A 13,941-nucleotide genomic window follows, 5' to 3' on the forward strand; every position below is an offset into this window, starting at 1 on the left:
TCAGGCCATCGCCAGCCTGCGCAGCTTGCGCTTGAGGTACCAGACGATGGTCGAGATGACCGCGCCGGCGATGCCGCCGCCGAGGATGATCGAGACGACCGCGAGCGCGGCTCCGCCGATCTCGACCGCGGTCACGATCTGCGTCGCCGCCGCCGCGGACAGCCCGAAGCTGCCGACGAGCCAGGCGAGCGACAGGCCCGCCATCGCCAGCCCGACCACCGCGACGCCCGCCGACGCGGCCCACACCGCGGCCCTGGCCCTGCGCGTCTTCATGTGCATGTGCTTCCTCCTTCGTCGCACCCGCTTGCCGGGTGCCCGTGCCTGTCGGCACGAGTCGGTGGGTCGCGGCGAGTGGCGGCGCGCATCAGCCCGCGCTCCCGCGGAGCCCGATCGCGATCGCGGCGGTCAGCCGGGCGACCAGCCCCGCCGGCGGCTCCATCGCGCCGCTCTCGACGCCCATGACCGTCGCGAGCGGTGCGCCGGCGAGCAGCGCGAGCTCGGCCTGGCTGAGGCCCACGCGCGTCCGGAGCGCCATGAGCGTCGCTCCGATGCGTGATTCGACCGCCATGCGGCAAACCATGCCAGGTTTTCGACGGTTGCGCAAGTGCTTTTCGGAGCCGGTGTGGGGAAAAGCGCCTCTCGAGTCGACATCGGTCGAGAAGCAGCCCGCTTGTGCCGCGCCCGGGGCGGATACGCTGACCCTCGACGAGATGAGGTCGCATGTCCATCCACCTCCGAGGAGCGAGCGCGAGCGAGCGCCAGCGCTACGGCGAGCTCGTGCGCCCTGCCCGGATGCGCCAGGGCCTCAGCCAGAAGGCGCTCGCCGCGCTCGCCGACGTCGACCGCACGACCGTGAGCAACATCGAGCGCGGATCCGGCGCGCCGCAGGAGGACGTGCTGCGTCGCCTCTTCGCCGCCCTGGGCCTCGCGACGGATGCGCGGCCGCAGGACCCCGACGTCGAGCTGTGGACGGCCGTGATGGCCGAGCTGCTGTCGAACGTGCCGCCGGACCGCCGGCACCTGGCCGCCGACGCCGCGATCGCGACCCTCGCGGCGCACGTCCGCGCGGGCGGCGTGTCAGCGGGCGAGGCTACGGTGACCGCGATCGCAGACGCCGACGGCACCGAGGAGCACCTGCATGGACTTGCGGCGAGGCGCGGCAGCGCTCGCAGGGACGAGCCCCACGCTGACTGAGCTCGTCGCCCTGTGCCGCGAGGCCGGGGTCGAGATGCGGGTCGTGCGCCTGCCGCCGGACTGGCTGGGTGCCTACGACGACGCCGGCCGCCGCATCCTGCTCGCCCGCGGCCTGACCCCGGTCGAGCAGCGCTGCGTGCTCGCGCACGAGCTGGGCCACGCGCTGCACGGCCACGCCGGCGGCTCGCCGGCCGACGAGCGCGCGGCCGAGCGATTCGCCGCCCGCGTGCTCATCGACCCGGTCGCGCTGCGCGCCGCATCCGCGTGGGCGCGCGACGACCACGAGCTCGCCGACGAGCTCGGCGTCACGGTCGAGGTCGTGCGCGACTACCGGGCGCTGCCCGGTAGCGCCGCGTGCGTCAGCGCTCGGGGATCGGCACCGGCACGACCCCGAGCGGCGCGAGCGCCGCGGCGCCGCCGTCGAGGGCGGTGAGCACCCAGATGCCGCCGCTGTGGACGGCCACCGAGTGCTCCCACTGGCACGCGTCGGAGCCGTCGGCGCTGCGCACGGTCCAGCCGTCGCCGTCGACGGTCGTCTCGGCGCCGCCGGCGTGGATGATCGGCTCGATCGCGACGCACAGGCCGGGCTTCACGGCCGGCCCGACGACGCGGGTGCGGTAGTTGAACACCGGGGGGTCCTCGTGCATGCGGGTGCCGATGCCGTGCCCGATGTAGTCCTCGTCGATGCGGAAGTCGCTGTTCGCGTCGATGTGGTCCTCGACCGCGGCGCCGACCTCGCCGAGCTGCCGCGCGCCCGCGAGCGCGGCGATCCCCGCCCAGAGGGCGCCGCGCGTGACGTCGCTCAGGCGCTCGCGCGCCGCGGTGCGCTCGGGATCGCCGCCGGGCACCACGACGCTGATCGCGGCGTCGCCGTGGAAGCCGCCGATCGTCGCGCCGCAGTCGACGGTGACGAGGTCGCCCGGCTCCAGCACGCGATCCCCGGGGATGCCGTGCACCACGACGTCGTTGACGTTGACGCACAGGGTGTGCTCGTAGCCCGGCTCGAGCTGGAAGTTCGGCACCGCGCCGTGCTCGCGGATGACGCGCTCCGCGATGCGGTCGAGCTCGAGCGTCGTGACGCCTGCCCGGACGGCCGACTCGACCGCCTGGAGGGCGAGCGCCGTGATCCGGCCCGGCTCGCGCATGGCGGCGAGCTCGCGGCGCGACTTGTAGGGGCCGCGGCCGCGCATCACGCCGTGATGCCGCGCTCGGCGAGCCCGGCGAGCACGCGCTCGGTCACCTCGTCGACGGGCCCGATCCCGTCGACCTCGACGACGAGCCCGCGCTCCTCGAAGATCGCCACGAGCGGTGCCGTCTCGCGCTCGTACACGTCGAGGCGGTGGCGGATGACCTCCTCGGAGTCGTCGCTGCGGCCCTGGAGCTCGGCACGGGCCAGCAGCCGGCGCACGACCTCGTCGGTGTCGGCGACCAGGCGCACGACGGCGTCGAGCTGCTCGCCGCGGTGGAGGTTGACCCCGTCGAGGAACTCGACCTGCCCGGCGGTGCGCGGGTAGCCGTCGAGCAGGTAGCCCTGCTCGGCGTCCGGCTGGGCAAGGCGGTCGTCGATGAGCTCGTTCGTGAGCTCGTCCGGCACGTACTCCCCCGCGTCGAGGATGGCCGTGACCCGCTGGCCGAGCTCGGTCTGCTCCTTGATGTTCTGCCGGAAGATGTCACCGGTCGACACCGCCGGCACCCGGAGCGCCTCGGCGATGCGTGCTGCCTGCGTGCCCTTGCCCGCACCGGGCGGGCCGACGATGAGGAGGTTCGGCATCTAGCGGATCAGCCCTTCGTAGTGGCGCTGCTGCAGCTGCGCGTCGATCTGGCGGACCGTCTCGAGGCCGACGCCGACGATGATGAGGATGGACGCGCCGCCGAACGGGAAGTTCTGGTTGGCCCCCACTGTCGCGAGCGCGATCAGCGGGATGAGCGCGACGAGGCCCAGGTACAGCGAGCCCGGGAACGTGATGCGCGTCAGCACGTAGTCGAGGTACTCGGCCGTCGGGCGGCCGGCGCGGATGCCCGGGATGAAGCCGCCGTACTTCTTCATGTTGTCGGCGACGTCCTCCGGGTTGAAGGTGATCGCGACGTAGAAGTACGTGAAGCCGACGATGAGCAGGAAGAACACCAGCATGTAGAGCGGGTGGTCGCCGGTCGTGAAGTTCGCCTGCACCCACAGCACCCAGTCGGCCGGCGTGGTGCCGTCGGCGGGCATGTTGAACTGCGCGACGAGCGCCGGCAGGTAGAGCAGCGACGAGGCGAAGATGACGGGCACGACGCCGGCCATGTTGACCTTGATGGGGATGTAGGTGGACTGACCGCCGTACATCCGTCGGCCGACCATGCGCTTCGCGTACTGCACCGGGATGCGCCGCTGCGACTGCTCGACGAAGACGACGAGGCCCATGATGAGGACGCCGACGAGCAGCACCATGATGAAGGTGTTGGGACCCTGCGTCTCGAAGATGATGCCGAGGGCGCCGGGGAAGGTCGCGGCGATCGACGTGAAGATGAGCAGCGACATGCCGTTGCCGATGCCGCGCTCGGTGACGAGCTCGCCGAGCCACATGATGAGGCCGGTGCCGGCGGTCATCGTGATGATCATGAGCGCGATCGACCACCAGGAGTCGTTCGTCAGCAGGTTCTGGCACTGCGGCAGCGACGGGCCGCCGGTGGACGAGAACAGCGCGCCGGAGCGGGCGACCGTGATGAGGGTGGTCGACTGCAGCACGCCGAGCGCGATCGTGAGGTAGCGCGTGTACTGCGTGAGCTTCGCCTGGCCCGACTGGCCCTCCTTGTAGAGGGTCTCGAAGTGGGGGATGACGACGCGGAGCAGCTGCACGATGATCGACGCCGTGATGTACGGCATGATGCCCAGCGCGAAGATGCTCAGCTGCAGCAGCGCGCCGCCGGAGAACAGGTTGACGAGCTGGTACAGGCCGGTCGCGGTCTGGTTCGCGGCGATGCACGCCTGCACGTTGCTGTAGTCGACGAACGGCGCGGGGATGAACGACCCCAGCCGGAACACCGCCACGATGGCGAGCGTGAAGAGGATCTTCCGACGCAGGTCGCGCGTCTTGAAGATGCGTGCGATGGCACTGAACACGTGCAGCCTTCCGAGAATGGCAATCGGGGCGGCCCGCGCACGGACCGCCCCTCAGCCTACTTACTTGACGGAGCCGCCAGCGGCCACGATCTTCTGCTCTGCAGCAGCCGAGACCTTGTCGACGCTGATCGTCAGCGCGACCGACAGCTCGCCGCCGGCGAGCACCTTGACGAGCTCGTTCTTGCGGACGGCGCCCTTGGCGACCAGGTCGGCCACCGTCACGTCACCGCCGCCGGGGAACAGCTCGTTGAGCTGCCCGACGTTCACGACCTGGTACTCGGTGCGGAACGGGTTCTTGAAGCCGCGCAGCTTCGGAGCGCGCATGACGCTCGTCAGCTGGCCGCCCTCGAAGCCGGGGCGCACGGAGTAGCGGGCCTTGGTGCCCTTGGTGCCTCGACCGGCCGTCTTGCCCTTCGACGCCTCACCGCGACCGACGCGCGTGCGCGCCTTCTTCGCGCCCGGCGCGGGCCGGAGGTGGTGGACCTTGAGCGCCGGCAGCTCGGCCGACTCGTTCTTGTCAGTCATTCTCGATCTCCTCGACCTTGACGAGGTGCCGCACCGTGTTCACGTAGCCGCGGTTCTGCTGGGTGTCCTCGCGCTCGACCGACTGGCCGATGCGCTTGAGGCCCAGCGAGCGCAGCGTCTCGCGCTGGTACTGCTTCTCGCTGATCACAGACTTGATCTGCGTGATCTTCAGCTTGCTCACTTGGATGCCGCCTTCGCGATCTCGGCCTCGTGCTTGGTGTGCTCCGCCTCGGCGCGCAGCAGGCGAGCCGGGACGACGCGGTCCACGTCGAGGCCACGACGAGCAGCGACCGCACGGGGCTCCTCGAGGGCGCGCAGCGCAGCCACCGTCGCGTGGACGATGTTGATGGAGTTCGACGAGCCCAGCGACTTGCTCAGCACGTCGTGGATGCCGGCGCACTCGAGCACGGCGCGCACGGGGCCGCCCGCGATGACGCCGGTACCGGCGGCAGCGGGACGGAGCAGCACGACGCCGGCAGCGGCCTCGCCCTGCACCGGGTGCGGGATCGTGTTGGCGATGCGAGGGACGCGGAAGAAGTTCTTCTTCGCCTCCTCGACGCCCTTCGAGATCGCCGTGGGGACCTCGCGCGCCTTGCCGTAGCCGACGCCGACCATGCCGTCGCCGTCACCCACGACGACGAGCGCCGTGAAGCTGAAGCGGCGGCCGCCCTTGACGACCTTCGAGACGCGGTTGATCGTCACGACGCGCTCGAGGAACTGGTTCTCCGTGCGGTCGTCGCGACGGCCGCGCTCGTTGCGCGTGCCGCGATCGCGGCTGCCGCGCCGCTGCTCGCGGGGCTCGTCGCGGTGGTCCGACGACGTCGCGGCATCGGCGGCCGGAGCCGTCGCAGCCTGCGTGGTGTCCGTCACCTGCGTGTCCTTGTTCTCTTCGCTCACAGTCCCAGCCCTGCCTCTCGTGCGCCATCGGCGATGGCCGCGACGCGACCGGCGTAGCGGTTGCCACCTCGGTCGAACACGACAGACTCGACGCCTGCCGCCTTGGCGCGCTCGCCGACGAGCTCGCCGACGCGCTTGGCCTTCGCCGTCTTGTCGCCGTCGAACGCGCGGAGGTCAGCCTCCATGGTCGACGCGGACGCGACGGTGATGCCCTGCGAGTCGTCGACGACCTGCACGAACACGTGGCGTGCCGAGCGGGTGACGACGAGGCGCGGCATCGAGCCGGTGCCGACGATCTTCTTGCGGAGACGTGCGTGGCGACGACCGCGGGCAGCCGACTTGCTCTTGCCTCGGGTACCGATGCCCATCACTTACCAGCCTTTCCAGCCTTGCGGCGGATCTGCTCGCCCGCGTAGCGGACGCCCTTGCCCTTGTAGGGCTCGGGCTTGCGCAGCTTGCGGATGTTCGCAGCCACCTCGCCGACGGCCTGCTTCGAGATGCCGCTGACGGTGAGCTTGTTGTTGCCCTCGACCGCGAACGTGATGCCGGCGGGCGGCTCGACGTTGACGGGGTGCGAGAAGCCGAGCGCGAACTCGATGCCCGTGCCCTTGGCGGCGACGCGGTAGCCCGTGCCGACGACCTCGAGGGACTTCGAGTAGCCCTCGGTGACGCCGACGATGTCGTTGGCGATGAGGGTGCGGGTCAGGCCGTGGAGCGAGCGCGACTGGCGCTCGTCGTCCGGGCGCGTGACCTGGATCTGGCCGTCGGCGACCTCGACCTGGATCGGCTTCGCGATCGGGGTCTGCAGCTCGCCCTTCGGGCCCTTGACGGTGACGACGTCGTCGTGCACCGTGATCTCGACACCAGCGGGGATGTCGATGGGGAGTCGTCCGATTCGTGACATGTCAGCTCACCACACGTAGGCGAGGACTTCCCCGCCGACGCCCTTCTGCTCGGCCTCACGGTCCGTGAGGAGGCCCGAGCTCGTCGACAGGATGGCGACGCCGAGGCCGCCGTGGACCTGAGGGATCTCGGTCGAGCGTGCGTACACGCGGAGTCCGGGCTTCGAGACCCGCTTGAGGCCGGCGATCGCGCGCTCGCGGTTGCCGCCGTACTTGAGGCTGAGGGTCAGCGTCTTGCCGACGCGGGCATCCTCGACCTTCCAGGCCGAGATGAAGCCCTCGCGCTCGAGGATCTCGGCGATGCTCGCCTTGAGGGTCGACGACGGCAGCGTGACCTCGTCGTGCATCGCCGTGTTGGCGTTGCGCAGACGCGTCAGCATGTCGGCGACCGGATCGGTCATCGTCATGGGTGGTTCTCCGTTCTGGTTTCGCTGCCCGTTCCGCGGACAGCGACCTTGAAGCTGCTCGGCGCCGGCGGCGCCGATGGGGTCAGGAGTCGGTCTTGAAGGGGAAGCCGAGCGCCTTGAGCAGCGCGCGACCCTCGTCATCCGACTTCGCCGTCGTGACGACGGTGATGTCGAAACCGCGGACGCGGTCGATCTTGTCCTGGTCGATCTCGTGGAACACGGACTGCTCCTGGAGGCCGAAGGTGTAGTTGCCGTTGCCGTCGAACTGCTTCGGGCTCAGGCCGCGGAAGTCGCGGATGCGCGGGAGGGCGAGCGTCAGCAGACGGTCGAGGAACTCCCACATGCGGTCGCCGCGGAGGGTGACGTGCGCGCCGATCGGCATGCCGTCGCGCAGCTTGAACTGCGCGATCGACTTGCGAGCTGCGGTCACCATCGGCTTCTGCCCCGTGATGAGCGTGAGGTCGCGGATCGCGCCCTCGATCACCTTCGAGTCGCGCGCGGCCTCGCCGACACCCGTGTTGACGACGATCTTCGTCAGTCCGGGCACCTGCATGACGTTGCCGAAGCCGAACTCCTCGCGGAGCTGCGGCACGATCGTCTCGCGGTACTGCTGCTTGAGCCTGGGCAGGCGCACTGCGGTGTCAGTCATTGGTCTTGATCTCCTTGCCCGACTTCGTCGCCACGCGGATCTTCTGCGTGGTGGTGACGCCGTTCTTCTCGACCGACGTGACCTCGCGACGGACGCGCGTGGGCTTCTTCGACTCGGGGTCGACGAGCGCCACGTTCGAGATGTGGATCGGGGCCTCGTGGGTCTCGATGCCACCCGTGCGGGTGCCGCGGTTGGTCTGGCCGACCTTGATGTGCTTGGTGACGAGGTTGACGCCCTCGACGATCACGCGGTTCTGCTCGCGCAGGACCTCGATCACGCGACCGGTCTTGCCCCGGTCGCCGCCGCGCGACTCGCGCGCGCCGGCGATGACGACGACGAGGTCGCCCTTCTTGATGCTGGCCATGGGTCAGATCACCTCCGGTGCGAGCGAGACGATCTTCATGAAGCGCTTGTCGCGGAGCTCGCGACCGACCGGACCGAAGATGCGCGTGCCGCGCGGGTCGCCGTCGTTCTTCAGGATGACTGCTGCGTTCTCGTCGAACTTGATGTAGGAGCCGTCGGGACGGCGGGTGGACTTCACGGTGCGGACGATGACGGCCTTGACCACATCGCCCTTCTTGACCGCACCACCGGGGATGGCGTCCTTGACCGTGGCGACGATCGTGTCGCCCAGTCCGGCGTAGCGGCGGCCGGAGCCGCCGAGCACGCGGATGGTCAGGAGCTGCTTGGCGCCGGTGTTGTCGGCGACCTTGACGCGGGATTCCTGCTGGATCATGTCTGGATCTCCTTCGAGGCCGAGGCCTACTTGGCCTTCTCGAGGATCTCGACGAGGCGCCAGCGCTTGGTGGCGCTCGTCGGACGGGTCTCTGCGATCAGGACGCGGTCGCCGATGCCGGCGGCGTTCTGCTCATCGTGCGCCTTGACCTTCGACGACTTGCGGAGCACCTTGCCGTACAGCGGGTGCTTGACGCGGTCCTCGACCTCGACGACGACGGTCTTCTCCATCTTGTCGGAGACGACGTAGCCGATGCGCGACTTGCGGTAGCCGCGCTGGGCGGCCTCGCCCGTGGGCTGCTCGGTGGCCATCACTGCTCCTCAGACTTCTCGGCCGCGTCGGCCGTGGTGGCCTCGTCGGCCTTCTTGGCCTCGTCGGCCTTCTTGGACTTCTTCTTGTCCGCTGCCTTCTCGACGGGCGCCGGGGAGGCGCTGATGCCGAGCTCGCGCTCGCGGATGACGGTGTAGAGCCGCGCGATGTCGCGCTTCACGGCGCGCAGGCGGCCGTGTGCGTCCAGCTGGCCGGTGGCCGACTGGAAGCGCAGGTTGAACAGCTCTTCCTTCGCCCGCTTCAGCTCGACGACGAGTCGCTCGTCGTCCATGGTTGCGAGCTCGGCGGGCATGAGCTCCTTGGAACCGATCGCCATTATGCGTCAGCCTCCTCGCGCTTGATGATGCGTGCCTTGAGCGGCAGCTTGTGGATGGCTCGCATCATCGCCTCGCGTGCGAGCTCCTCGTTGACGCCGGCGACCTCGAAGAGGACGCGGCCGGGCTTGACGTTCGCGACCCACCACTCGGGCGAGCCCTTGCCGGAACCCATGCGGGTCTCGGCGGGCTTCTTCGTGAGGGGGCGGTCCGGGTAGATGTTGATCCACACCTTGCCGCCGCGCTTGATGTGGCGCGTCATGGCGATACGTGCGGCCTCGATCTGACGGTTCGTGACGTAGGCAGGCGTGAGCGCCTGGATGCCGTAGTCGCCGAACGACACCTTGGTGCCACCGGTGGCCTGACCGCTGCGCTTCGGGTGGTGCTGCTTGCGGTGCTTGACTCGACGGGGAATCAGCATGGTTTACGCCTCCACTGGTGCGTCGCGACGGGGGCCGCGACGCTCGCGCTGCGGCTTCTGGTTCGCCTGCTCGCGAGCGAGCTCGCGGTTGGTGAGCTCACCGTTGTAGATCCAGACCTTCACACCGATGCGACCGAAGGTGGTCTTGGCCTCGTAGAAGCCGTAGTCGATGTTCGAGCGGAGCGTGTGCAGCGGGACGCGGCCCTCGCGGTACTGCTCGCTGCGGCTCATCTCGGCGCCGCCGAGGCGGCCGGAGACCTTGATCTTGACGCCCTTGGCGCCGGCGCGCTGCGCCGACTGCAGGCCCTTGCGCATCGCGCGGCGGAACGCCACGCGAGCGCTGAGCTGCTCCGCGATGCCCTGCGCGACGAGCTGTGCCGAGGCCTCGGGGTTCTTGACCTCGAGGATGTTCAGCTGGATCTGCTTGCCGGTGAGCTTCTCGAGGTCGGCGCGGATGCGCTCGGCCTCGGCGCCGCGGCGGCCGATCACGATGCCCGGGCGGGCGGTGTGGATGTCGACGCGGACGCGGTCGCGGGTGCGCTCGATCTCGATGCGGGCGACGCCGGCGCGGTCGAGGCTCGTGGACAGCATCTTGCGGATGCGGATGTCCTCGGCCACGTAGTCGGCGTAGCGCTGCCCCGGCTTGGTCGACTCGGCGAACCAGCGCGACACGTGGTCGGTGGTGATGCCGAGGCGGAAGCCGTACGGGTTGACCTTCTGTCCCATTACTTCTCGTCCTCCGTGGTCGGCGTCGCGAGCACGACGGTGATGTGGCTCGTCCGCTTGTTGATGCGGAACGCGCGACCCTGTGCACGCGGCTGGAACCGCTTGAGCGTGGTGCCCTCGTCGACGAATGCGCGCGACACGTACAGGTCGGCGTCGTCGAGGAACTCGTTCGTCGCGTCGGCCTTGACCCGGGCGTTCGCCATCGCCGAGGCGACGAGCTTGTACACCGGCTCCGAGGCGCCCTGCGGGGCGAACTTCAGGATCGCGAGGGCTTCCTCGGCCTGCTTGCCGCGGATCATGTCGACGACACGGCGGGCCTTCTGAGGGGTCACGCGGATGTGACGAACGCGAGCGATCGACTCAACCATTGCCTTCTCCTTCTTCGCCGCCGCCTTAGCGGCGACGACCCTTCTTGTCGTCCTTCACGTGTCCACGGAAGGTGCGGGTGGGCGCGAACTCGCCCAGCTTGTGACCGACCATCGTCTCGGTGACGAAGACCGGGATGTGCTTGCGACCGTCGTGCACGGCGATCGTGTGGCCGAGCATGGCCGGCACGATCATCGAGCGGCGCGACCAGGTCTTGATGACGTTCTTGCTGCCGGCCTCGTTCTGGCGAACCACCTTGATGAGGAGGTGGTCGTCGACGAACGGACCCTTCTTGAGGCTGCGGGGCATCGGACTCTCCTACTAGCGCTTCTTCTTGCCGGTCGAGCGGCGGCGGACGATGAGCTTGTCGCTCGGCTTGTTCGGCCGGCGGGTGCGACCCTCGGACTGGCCCCACGGGCTGACGGGGTGGCGACCACCGCTCGTCTTGCCCTCGCCGCCACCGTGCGGGTGGTCGACCGGGTTCATCGCGACACCGCGGACGGTCGGACGGACGCCGAGCCAGCGCTTGCGACCGGCCTTGCCCCAGTTGATGTTCGACTGCTCGGCGTTGCCGACCTCGCCGATCGTGGCGCGGCAGCGTGCGTCGACGTTGCGGATCTCGCCCGACGGCAGGCGGAGCTGCGCGTAGGGACCGTCCTTGGCGACGAGTCGCACCGAGGCGCCGGCCGAGCGGGCCAGCTTGGCGCCGCCACCCGGACGGAGCTCGATCGCGTGGATGACCGTACCCGTGGGGATGTTGCGCAGCGGCAGGTTGTTGCCGGGCTTGATGTCGGCGCCTGCGCCCGACTCCACGATGTCGTCCTGCTTGAGCTTGTTCGGCGCGATGATGTAGCGCTTCGTGCCGTCCTCGAAGTGCAGCAGCGCGATGCGCGCCGTGCGGTTCGGGTCGTACTCGATGTGCGCGACGCGGGCGTTGACGCCGTCCTTGTCGTTGCGACGGAAGTCGATGACGCGGTACTGGCGCTTGTGACCGCCACCGATGTGACGCGTCGTGATGCGACCGCTGTTGTTGCGACCGCCCGTCTTGGGGAGCGGGCGCAGCAGCGACTTCTCGGGCGTCGATCGGGTGATCTCAGCGAAGTCTGCGACGGATGAGCCGCGACGACCGGGGGTCGTCGGCTTGTACTTGCGAATGGCCATGGTCTTGTTCCTTCCGTCCCTAGCCGACAGTCGTGAAGATGTCGATCGAGCCGGACTTCAGCTTGACGATGGCGCGCTTGACGTCTTTGCGCTTGCCGGTGCCGAAGCGGGTACGGCGCGTCTTGCCGACGCGATTGAGGGTGTTGACGCGCTCCACCTTGACGCCGAAGATCTTCTCGATCGCGAGCTTGATCTCGGTCTTCGTGGCGCGCGGGTCCACCTCGAACGTGTAGCTGCCCATGTCGATGAGGGCGTAGCTCTTCTCCGACACGATCGGGCGGATGATGATGTCGCGAGGGTCCTTGTTGTAGCCGCTCATCGGTTCTCGTCCTTCTCTGCCTCATCGGCCTTCGGGGCCTTGGGGGACTTGGCGGCGACGAACGCCTCGTAGGCGGCCTTCGTGAAGACGAGGTCGTCGCTCACGAGCACGTCGTAGGCGTTGAGCTGGTCCCACGTGAGCACGTGCACCTCGGGGAGGTTGCGCACGGCGAGCGAGGCACCCTCCTCGGCGCGGTCGAGCACGACGAGGATGTTCTTCGCGACGCCGAGCGCTGCGAGCATCTCGACGGCGACGCGCGTCTTGGGCGTGCCCTCCGTCGCGAACGACTCGACGACGTGCAGGCGGCCACCGCGAGCGCGGTCCGACAGCGAGCCGAGGAGCGCGGCGGCGATCATCTTCTTGGGGGTGCGCTGCGAGTAGTCACGCGGCGTCGGTCCGTGGACGATGCCACCACCGGTCATCTGCGGGGCGCGGATCGAGCCCTGACGAGCGCGGCCGGTGCCCTTCTGCTTGAACGGCTTGCGGCCGGCACCGGAGACCTCGCCACGACCCTTGGTCGAGTGCGTGCCCTGGCGTGCGGCAGCGAGCTGCGCGACGACGACCTGGTGGATGAGCGGAACGTTCGTCTGGACGTCGAAGATGCTCGCGGGCAGCTCGACCGAGCCTGCCTGCTTGCCCTCGGCGTCGACGATGGCGACCTGGGTGGTCATGCTCAGGCTCCCTTCACAGCGTTGCGGACGAACACGAGTCGGCCGCGGGCACCGGGGACGGCGCCCTTGACGAGCATGAGGCCCTGCTCGAGATCGATCGAGTGGACCGTGAGGTTGAGCACCGAGACGCGCTCGCCACCCATGCGGCCGGCCATGCGCATGCCGCGGAAGACGCGGCTGGGCGTGGACGAAGCACCGATCGAGCCGGGCTTGCGGTGGTTGCGGTGCGCACCGTGCGATGCGGAGACGCCGGCGAAGTTGTGGCGCTTCATGACACCGGCGAAGCCCTTGCCCTTCGACGTGCCGATGACGTCGACCTTCTGGCCGGCGGCGAACAGGTCGACGCTCAGCTCCTGGCCGAGCTCGAACGCGTCGGCGTTGTCGGTGCGGACCTCGGTGAGGTGGCGGCGCGGCGTGACGCCGGCGGCCTGGAAGTGGCCGGCAGCGGGCTGGTTGACCTTGCGCGGGTCGATCTGGCCGGCGGCGATCTGGATGGCTGCGTAGCCGTCCTTCTCGGGCGTGCGGATCTGCGTGACCACGTTCGGCGTGATCTCGAGCACCGTGACGGGGACGAGCTTGTTCTGCTCATCCCAGACCTGGGTCATCCCGAGCTTCGTGCCGAGCAGGCCGCGAGTCGTCGTGATCTTCGACATTGCGTTCCTTAGAGCTTGATCTCGATGTTGACGTCAGCGGGCAGGTCGAGGCGCATGAGCGAGTCGACCGCCTTCGGCGTCGGGTCGATGATGTCGATGAGTCGCTTGTGCGTGCGCTTCTCGAAGTGCTCGCGGCTGTCCTTGTACTTGTGAGGAGACCGGATCACCACGACCACGTTCTTCTCGGTCGGGAGGGGCACCGGGCCCACAACCGTCGCGCCCGCACGGGTCACGGTGTCGACGATCTTGCGCGCCGAGGAGTCGATGACCTCGTGGTCGTACGACTTCAGTCGGATGCGGATCTTCTGTCCCGCCATGGCTGACTCTCTTCCTGTCGACGCAGCCTGGGAGGGCTGCTCGCAACGCACCTGTCGATGCACCGCTGTTCTTCTGTCAATGCCCGCGAGGGGCGCGCACCGCACCGAGCACGGACATGCCATGCTCGAGTTCGGCGAAGTTCTTCTGTGTCGGCTGCCCGCGGCCCAGGATCGTGATCGTCCTGTGCACTGCCAGGGCAGTGAGCGGCGTGAGACGCCGCGTTTGCAACCTGTCGATTCTCGCACGGAT

Annotated in this window: 27 protein-coding genes; 2 read left to right on the top strand and 25 right to left on the bottom strand. The window is 69.1% G+C overall.

The window, feature by feature from the left end:
• Both ABIB37_RS02825 and ABIB37_RS02830 read right to left on the bottom strand, forming a co-directional pair.
• On the bottom strand, positions 1 to 279 hold the full coding sequence (locus ABIB37_RS02825) for an uberolysin/carnocyclin family circular bacteriocin (RefSeq protein ID WP_354256464.1): 279 nt from the start codon (positions 277 to 279) through the stop codon (positions 1 to 3).
• A gap of 85 nt (positions 280 to 364) precedes the next feature.
• Positions 365 to 568, bottom strand: coding sequence for a hypothetical protein (locus ABIB37_RS02830; RefSeq protein ID WP_354256466.1), 204 nt, complete (start codon positions 566 to 568; stop codon positions 365 to 367).
• Positions 569 to 720: 152 nt separating this feature from the next.
• Between ABIB37_RS02830 and ABIB37_RS02835 the strand changes: the two genes are divergently transcribed.
• Positions 721 to 1,194 carry a helix-turn-helix domain-containing protein gene (locus tag ABIB37_RS02835; RefSeq protein WP_354256468.1) on the top strand — a complete coding sequence of 158 codons (474 nt, stop codon included), beginning with the start codon at positions 721 to 723 and terminating at the stop codon, positions 1,192 to 1,194.
• On the top strand, positions 1,139 to 1,627 hold the full coding sequence (locus tag ABIB37_RS02840; RefSeq protein WP_354256471.1) for an ImmA/IrrE family metallo-endopeptidase: 489 nt from the start codon (positions 1,139 to 1,141) through the stop codon (positions 1,625 to 1,627). The genes ABIB37_RS02835 and ABIB37_RS02840 overlap by 56 nt, the downstream gene beginning before the upstream one ends.
• Here ABIB37_RS02840 and map read toward each other — a convergent pair.
• The 23 genes from map to rpsJ all read right to left on the bottom strand — a co-directional run bounded on the left by map (position 1,554) and on the right by rpsJ (position 13,691).
• Complete coding sequence (map, locus tag ABIB37_RS02845) at positions 1,554 to 2,384, bottom strand: type I methionyl aminopeptidase (protein ID WP_354256474.1); 831 nt, start codon at positions 2,382 to 2,384, stop codon at positions 1,554 to 1,556. The genes ABIB37_RS02840 and map overlap by 74 nt on opposite strands.
• A complete protein-coding gene (locus tag ABIB37_RS02850) occupies positions 2,384 to 2,965 on the bottom strand; it encodes an adenylate kinase (RefSeq protein ID WP_123697064.1) in 582 nt (193 codons plus the stop codon). Before ABIB37_RS02850 ends, map begins: the two co-directional genes overlap by 1 nt.
• The gene (gene secY, locus ABIB37_RS02855; protein ID WP_123697063.1) at positions 2,966 to 4,297 is read right to left on the bottom strand and encodes a preprotein translocase subunit SecY; all 1,332 of its coding nucleotides are present in this window, start codon (positions 4,295 to 4,297) and stop codon (positions 2,966 to 2,968) included.
• Positions 4,298 to 4,357: 60 nt separating this feature from the next.
• A complete protein-coding gene (gene rplO / locus ABIB37_RS02860) occupies positions 4,358 to 4,822 on the bottom strand; it encodes a 50S ribosomal protein L15 (protein ID WP_354256478.1) in 465 nt (154 codons plus the stop codon).
• Entirely contained in the window at positions 4,815 to 5,003 is a 189-nt protein-coding gene (rpmD, locus tag ABIB37_RS02865; protein ID WP_123697061.1) for a 50S ribosomal protein L30, read from the bottom strand. The genes rplO and rpmD overlap by 8 nt, the downstream gene beginning before the upstream one ends.
• A complete protein-coding gene (gene rpsE, locus ABIB37_RS02870) occupies positions 5,000 to 5,719 on the bottom strand; it encodes a 30S ribosomal protein S5 (protein ID WP_123697060.1) in 720 nt (239 codons plus the stop codon). Before rpsE ends, rpmD begins: the two co-directional genes overlap by 4 nt.
• Positions 5,716 to 6,087, bottom strand: a complete 372-nt coding sequence (rplR, locus tag ABIB37_RS02875) for a 50S ribosomal protein L18 (RefSeq protein ID WP_123697059.1) — start codon at positions 6,085 to 6,087, stop codon at positions 5,716 to 5,718. The genes rpsE and rplR overlap by 4 nt, the downstream gene beginning before the upstream one ends.
• Positions 6,087 to 6,623: a 50S ribosomal protein L6 gene (gene rplF / locus ABIB37_RS02880; RefSeq protein ID WP_123697058.1), complete on the bottom strand. Its 537-nt coding sequence runs from the start codon at positions 6,621 to 6,623 to the stop codon at positions 6,087 to 6,089. Before rplF ends, rplR begins: the two co-directional genes overlap by 1 nt.
• Positions 6,624 to 6,629: 6 nt before the next feature.
• Positions 6,630 to 7,028: a 30S ribosomal protein S8 gene (gene rpsH, locus ABIB37_RS02885; protein WP_123697057.1), complete on the bottom strand. Its 399-nt coding sequence runs from the start codon at positions 7,026 to 7,028 to the stop codon at positions 6,630 to 6,632.
• Positions 7,029 to 7,110: 82 nt separating this feature from the next.
• A complete protein-coding gene (gene rplE, locus ABIB37_RS02890; RefSeq protein ID WP_123697056.1) occupies positions 7,111 to 7,677 on the bottom strand; it encodes a 50S ribosomal protein L5 in 567 nt (188 codons plus the stop codon).
• Entirely contained in the window at positions 7,670 to 8,041 is a 372-nt protein-coding gene (gene rplX, locus ABIB37_RS02895) for a 50S ribosomal protein L24 (protein ID WP_123697055.1), read from the bottom strand. The genes rplE and rplX overlap by 8 nt, the downstream gene beginning before the upstream one ends.
• Before the next feature lie 3 nt (positions 8,042 to 8,044).
• The gene (gene rplN / locus ABIB37_RS02900) at positions 8,045 to 8,413 is read right to left on the bottom strand and encodes a 50S ribosomal protein L14 (RefSeq protein ID WP_123697054.1); all 369 of its coding nucleotides are present in this window, start codon (positions 8,411 to 8,413) and stop codon (positions 8,045 to 8,047) included.
• A gap of 26 nt (positions 8,414 to 8,439) precedes the next feature.
• On the bottom strand, positions 8,440 to 8,724 hold the full coding sequence (rpsQ, locus tag ABIB37_RS02905) for a 30S ribosomal protein S17 (RefSeq protein WP_123697053.1): 285 nt from the start codon (positions 8,722 to 8,724) through the stop codon (positions 8,440 to 8,442).
• Positions 8,724 to 9,059, bottom strand: coding sequence for a 50S ribosomal protein L29 (rpmC, locus tag ABIB37_RS02910; RefSeq protein WP_123697052.1), 336 nt, complete (start codon positions 9,057 to 9,059; stop codon positions 8,724 to 8,726). The genes rpsQ and rpmC overlap by 1 nt, the downstream gene beginning before the upstream one ends.
• Positions 9,059 to 9,478 carry a 50S ribosomal protein L16 gene (gene rplP, locus ABIB37_RS02915; protein ID WP_123697051.1) on the bottom strand — a complete coding sequence of 140 codons (420 nt, stop codon included), beginning with the start codon at positions 9,476 to 9,478 and terminating at the stop codon, positions 9,059 to 9,061. The genes rpmC and rplP overlap by 1 nt, the downstream gene beginning before the upstream one ends.
• Before the next feature lie 3 nt (positions 9,479 to 9,481).
• Positions 9,482 to 10,204, bottom strand: coding sequence for a 30S ribosomal protein S3 (gene rpsC / locus ABIB37_RS02920; protein WP_123697050.1), 723 nt, complete (start codon positions 10,202 to 10,204; stop codon positions 9,482 to 9,484).
• Complete coding sequence (rplV, locus tag ABIB37_RS02925) at positions 10,204 to 10,572, bottom strand: 50S ribosomal protein L22 (protein WP_123697049.1); 369 nt, start codon at positions 10,570 to 10,572, stop codon at positions 10,204 to 10,206. Before rplV ends, rpsC begins: the two co-directional genes overlap by 1 nt.
• A gap of 25 nt (positions 10,573 to 10,597) precedes the next feature.
• Positions 10,598 to 10,879, bottom strand: coding sequence for a 30S ribosomal protein S19 (rpsS, locus tag ABIB37_RS02930; protein ID WP_123697048.1), 282 nt, complete (start codon positions 10,877 to 10,879; stop codon positions 10,598 to 10,600).
• Positions 10,880 to 10,891: 12 nt separating this feature from the next.
• Complete coding sequence (gene rplB / locus ABIB37_RS02935; protein ID WP_123697047.1) at positions 10,892 to 11,731, bottom strand: 50S ribosomal protein L2; 840 nt, start codon at positions 11,729 to 11,731, stop codon at positions 10,892 to 10,894.
• Between the two features lie 19 nt (positions 11,732 to 11,750).
• A complete protein-coding gene (rplW, locus tag ABIB37_RS02940; protein WP_123697046.1) occupies positions 11,751 to 12,050 on the bottom strand; it encodes a 50S ribosomal protein L23 in 300 nt (99 codons plus the stop codon).
• Complete coding sequence (gene rplD, locus ABIB37_RS02945) at positions 12,047 to 12,721, bottom strand: 50S ribosomal protein L4 (protein WP_354256489.1); 675 nt, start codon at positions 12,719 to 12,721, stop codon at positions 12,047 to 12,049. Before rplD ends, rplW begins: the two co-directional genes overlap by 4 nt.
• A 2-nt stretch (positions 12,722 to 12,723) precedes the next feature.
• On the bottom strand, positions 12,724 to 13,374 hold the full coding sequence (gene rplC, locus ABIB37_RS02950; protein ID WP_354256492.1) for a 50S ribosomal protein L3: 651 nt from the start codon (positions 13,372 to 13,374) through the stop codon (positions 12,724 to 12,726).
• 8 nt (positions 13,375 to 13,382) lie between these two features.
• Complete coding sequence (rpsJ, locus tag ABIB37_RS02955; RefSeq protein WP_021010896.1) at positions 13,383 to 13,691, bottom strand: 30S ribosomal protein S10; 309 nt, start codon at positions 13,689 to 13,691, stop codon at positions 13,383 to 13,385.
• Positions 13,692 to 13,941 lie beyond the last annotated feature (250 nt).

This window comes from Agrococcus sp. UYP10 (assembly GCF_040547205.1).
In the GTDB taxonomy this organism is placed as follows: Bacteria; Actinomycetota; Actinomycetes; order Actinomycetales; family Microbacteriaceae; genus Agrococcus; species Agrococcus jenensis.

Bases quoted from the DNA above. Each gene is read 5' to 3' on its own strand.
- rplD (WP_354256489.1), bottom strand. From the start codon at position 12,721: ATGACCACCCAGGTCGCCATCGTCGACGCCGAGGGCAAGCAGGCAGGC.
- rpsS (WP_123697048.1), bottom strand. From the start codon at position 10,879: ATGCCCCGCAGCCTCAAGAAGGGTCCGTTCGTCGACGACCACCTCCTC.
- rplB (WP_123697047.1), bottom strand. From the start codon at position 11,731: ATGGCCATTCGCAAGTACAAGCCGACGACCCCCGGTCGTCGCGGCTCA.
- rpsJ (WP_021010896.1), bottom strand. From the start codon at position 13,691: ATGGCGGGACAGAAGATCCGCATCCGACTGAAGTCGTACGACCACGAG.
- rplR (WP_123697059.1), bottom strand. From the start codon at position 6,087: ATGGGCATCGGTACCCGAGGCAAGAGCAAGTCGGCTGCCCGCGGTCGT.
- rpsQ (WP_123697053.1), bottom strand. From the start codon at position 8,724: ATGGCCACCGAGCAGCCCACGGGCGAGGCCGCCCAGCGCGGCTACCGC.
- rplC (WP_354256492.1), bottom strand. From the start codon at position 13,374: ATGTCGAAGATCACGACGACTCGCGGCCTGCTCGGCACGAAGCTCGGG.
- rplV (WP_123697049.1), bottom strand. From the start codon at position 10,572: ATGGTTGAGTCGATCGCTCGCGTTCGTCACATCCGCGTGACCCCTCAG.
- ABIB37_RS02825 (WP_354256464.1), bottom strand. From the start codon at position 279: ATGCACATGAAGACGCGCAGGGCCAGGGCCGCGGTGTGGGCCGCGTCG.
- rplO (WP_354256478.1), bottom strand. From the start codon at position 4,822: ATGACTGACAAGAACGAGTCGGCCGAGCTGCCGGCGCTCAAGGTCCAC.
- rpmC (WP_123697052.1), bottom strand. From the start codon at position 9,059: ATGGCGATCGGTTCCAAGGAGCTCATGCCCGCCGAGCTCGCAACCATG.
- rplP (WP_123697051.1), bottom strand. From the start codon at position 9,478: ATGCTGATTCCCCGTCGAGTCAAGCACCGCAAGCAGCACCACCCGAAG.
- rpsC (WP_123697050.1), bottom strand. From the start codon at position 10,204: ATGGGACAGAAGGTCAACCCGTACGGCTTCCGCCTCGGCATCACCACC.
- map (WP_354256474.1), bottom strand. From the start codon at position 2,384: ATGCGCGGCCGCGGCCCCTACAAGTCGCGCCGCGAGCTCGCCGCCATG.
- ABIB37_RS02850 (WP_123697064.1), bottom strand. From the start codon at position 2,965: ATGCCGAACCTCCTCATCGTCGGCCCGCCCGGTGCGGGCAAGGGCACG.
- rplX (WP_123697055.1), bottom strand. From the start codon at position 8,041: ATGGCCAGCATCAAGAAGGGCGACCTCGTCGTCGTCATCGCCGGCGCG.
- ABIB37_RS02835 (WP_354256468.1), top strand. From the start codon at position 721: ATGTCCATCCACCTCCGAGGAGCGAGCGCGAGCGAGCGCCAGCGCTAC.
- rplF (WP_123697058.1), bottom strand. From the start codon at position 6,623: ATGTCACGAATCGGACGACTCCCCATCGACATCCCCGCTGGTGTCGAG.
- rplE (WP_123697056.1), bottom strand. From the start codon at position 7,677: ATGACTGACACCGCAGTGCGCCTGCCCAGGCTCAAGCAGCAGTACCGC.
- ABIB37_RS02840 (WP_354256471.1), top strand. From the start codon at position 1,139: ATGGACTTGCGGCGAGGCGCGGCAGCGCTCGCAGGGACGAGCCCCACG.
- rplW (WP_123697046.1), bottom strand. From the start codon at position 12,050: ATGAGCGGCTACAACAAGGACCCTCGCGACATCATCATCCGCCCGATC.
- rplN (WP_123697054.1), bottom strand. From the start codon at position 8,413: ATGATCCAGCAGGAATCCCGCGTCAAGGTCGCCGACAACACCGGCGCC.
- rpsH (WP_123697057.1), bottom strand. From the start codon at position 7,028: ATGACGATGACCGATCCGGTCGCCGACATGCTGACGCGTCTGCGCAAC.
- ABIB37_RS02830 (WP_354256466.1), bottom strand. From the start codon at position 568: ATGGCGGTCGAATCACGCATCGGAGCGACGCTCATGGCGCTCCGGACG.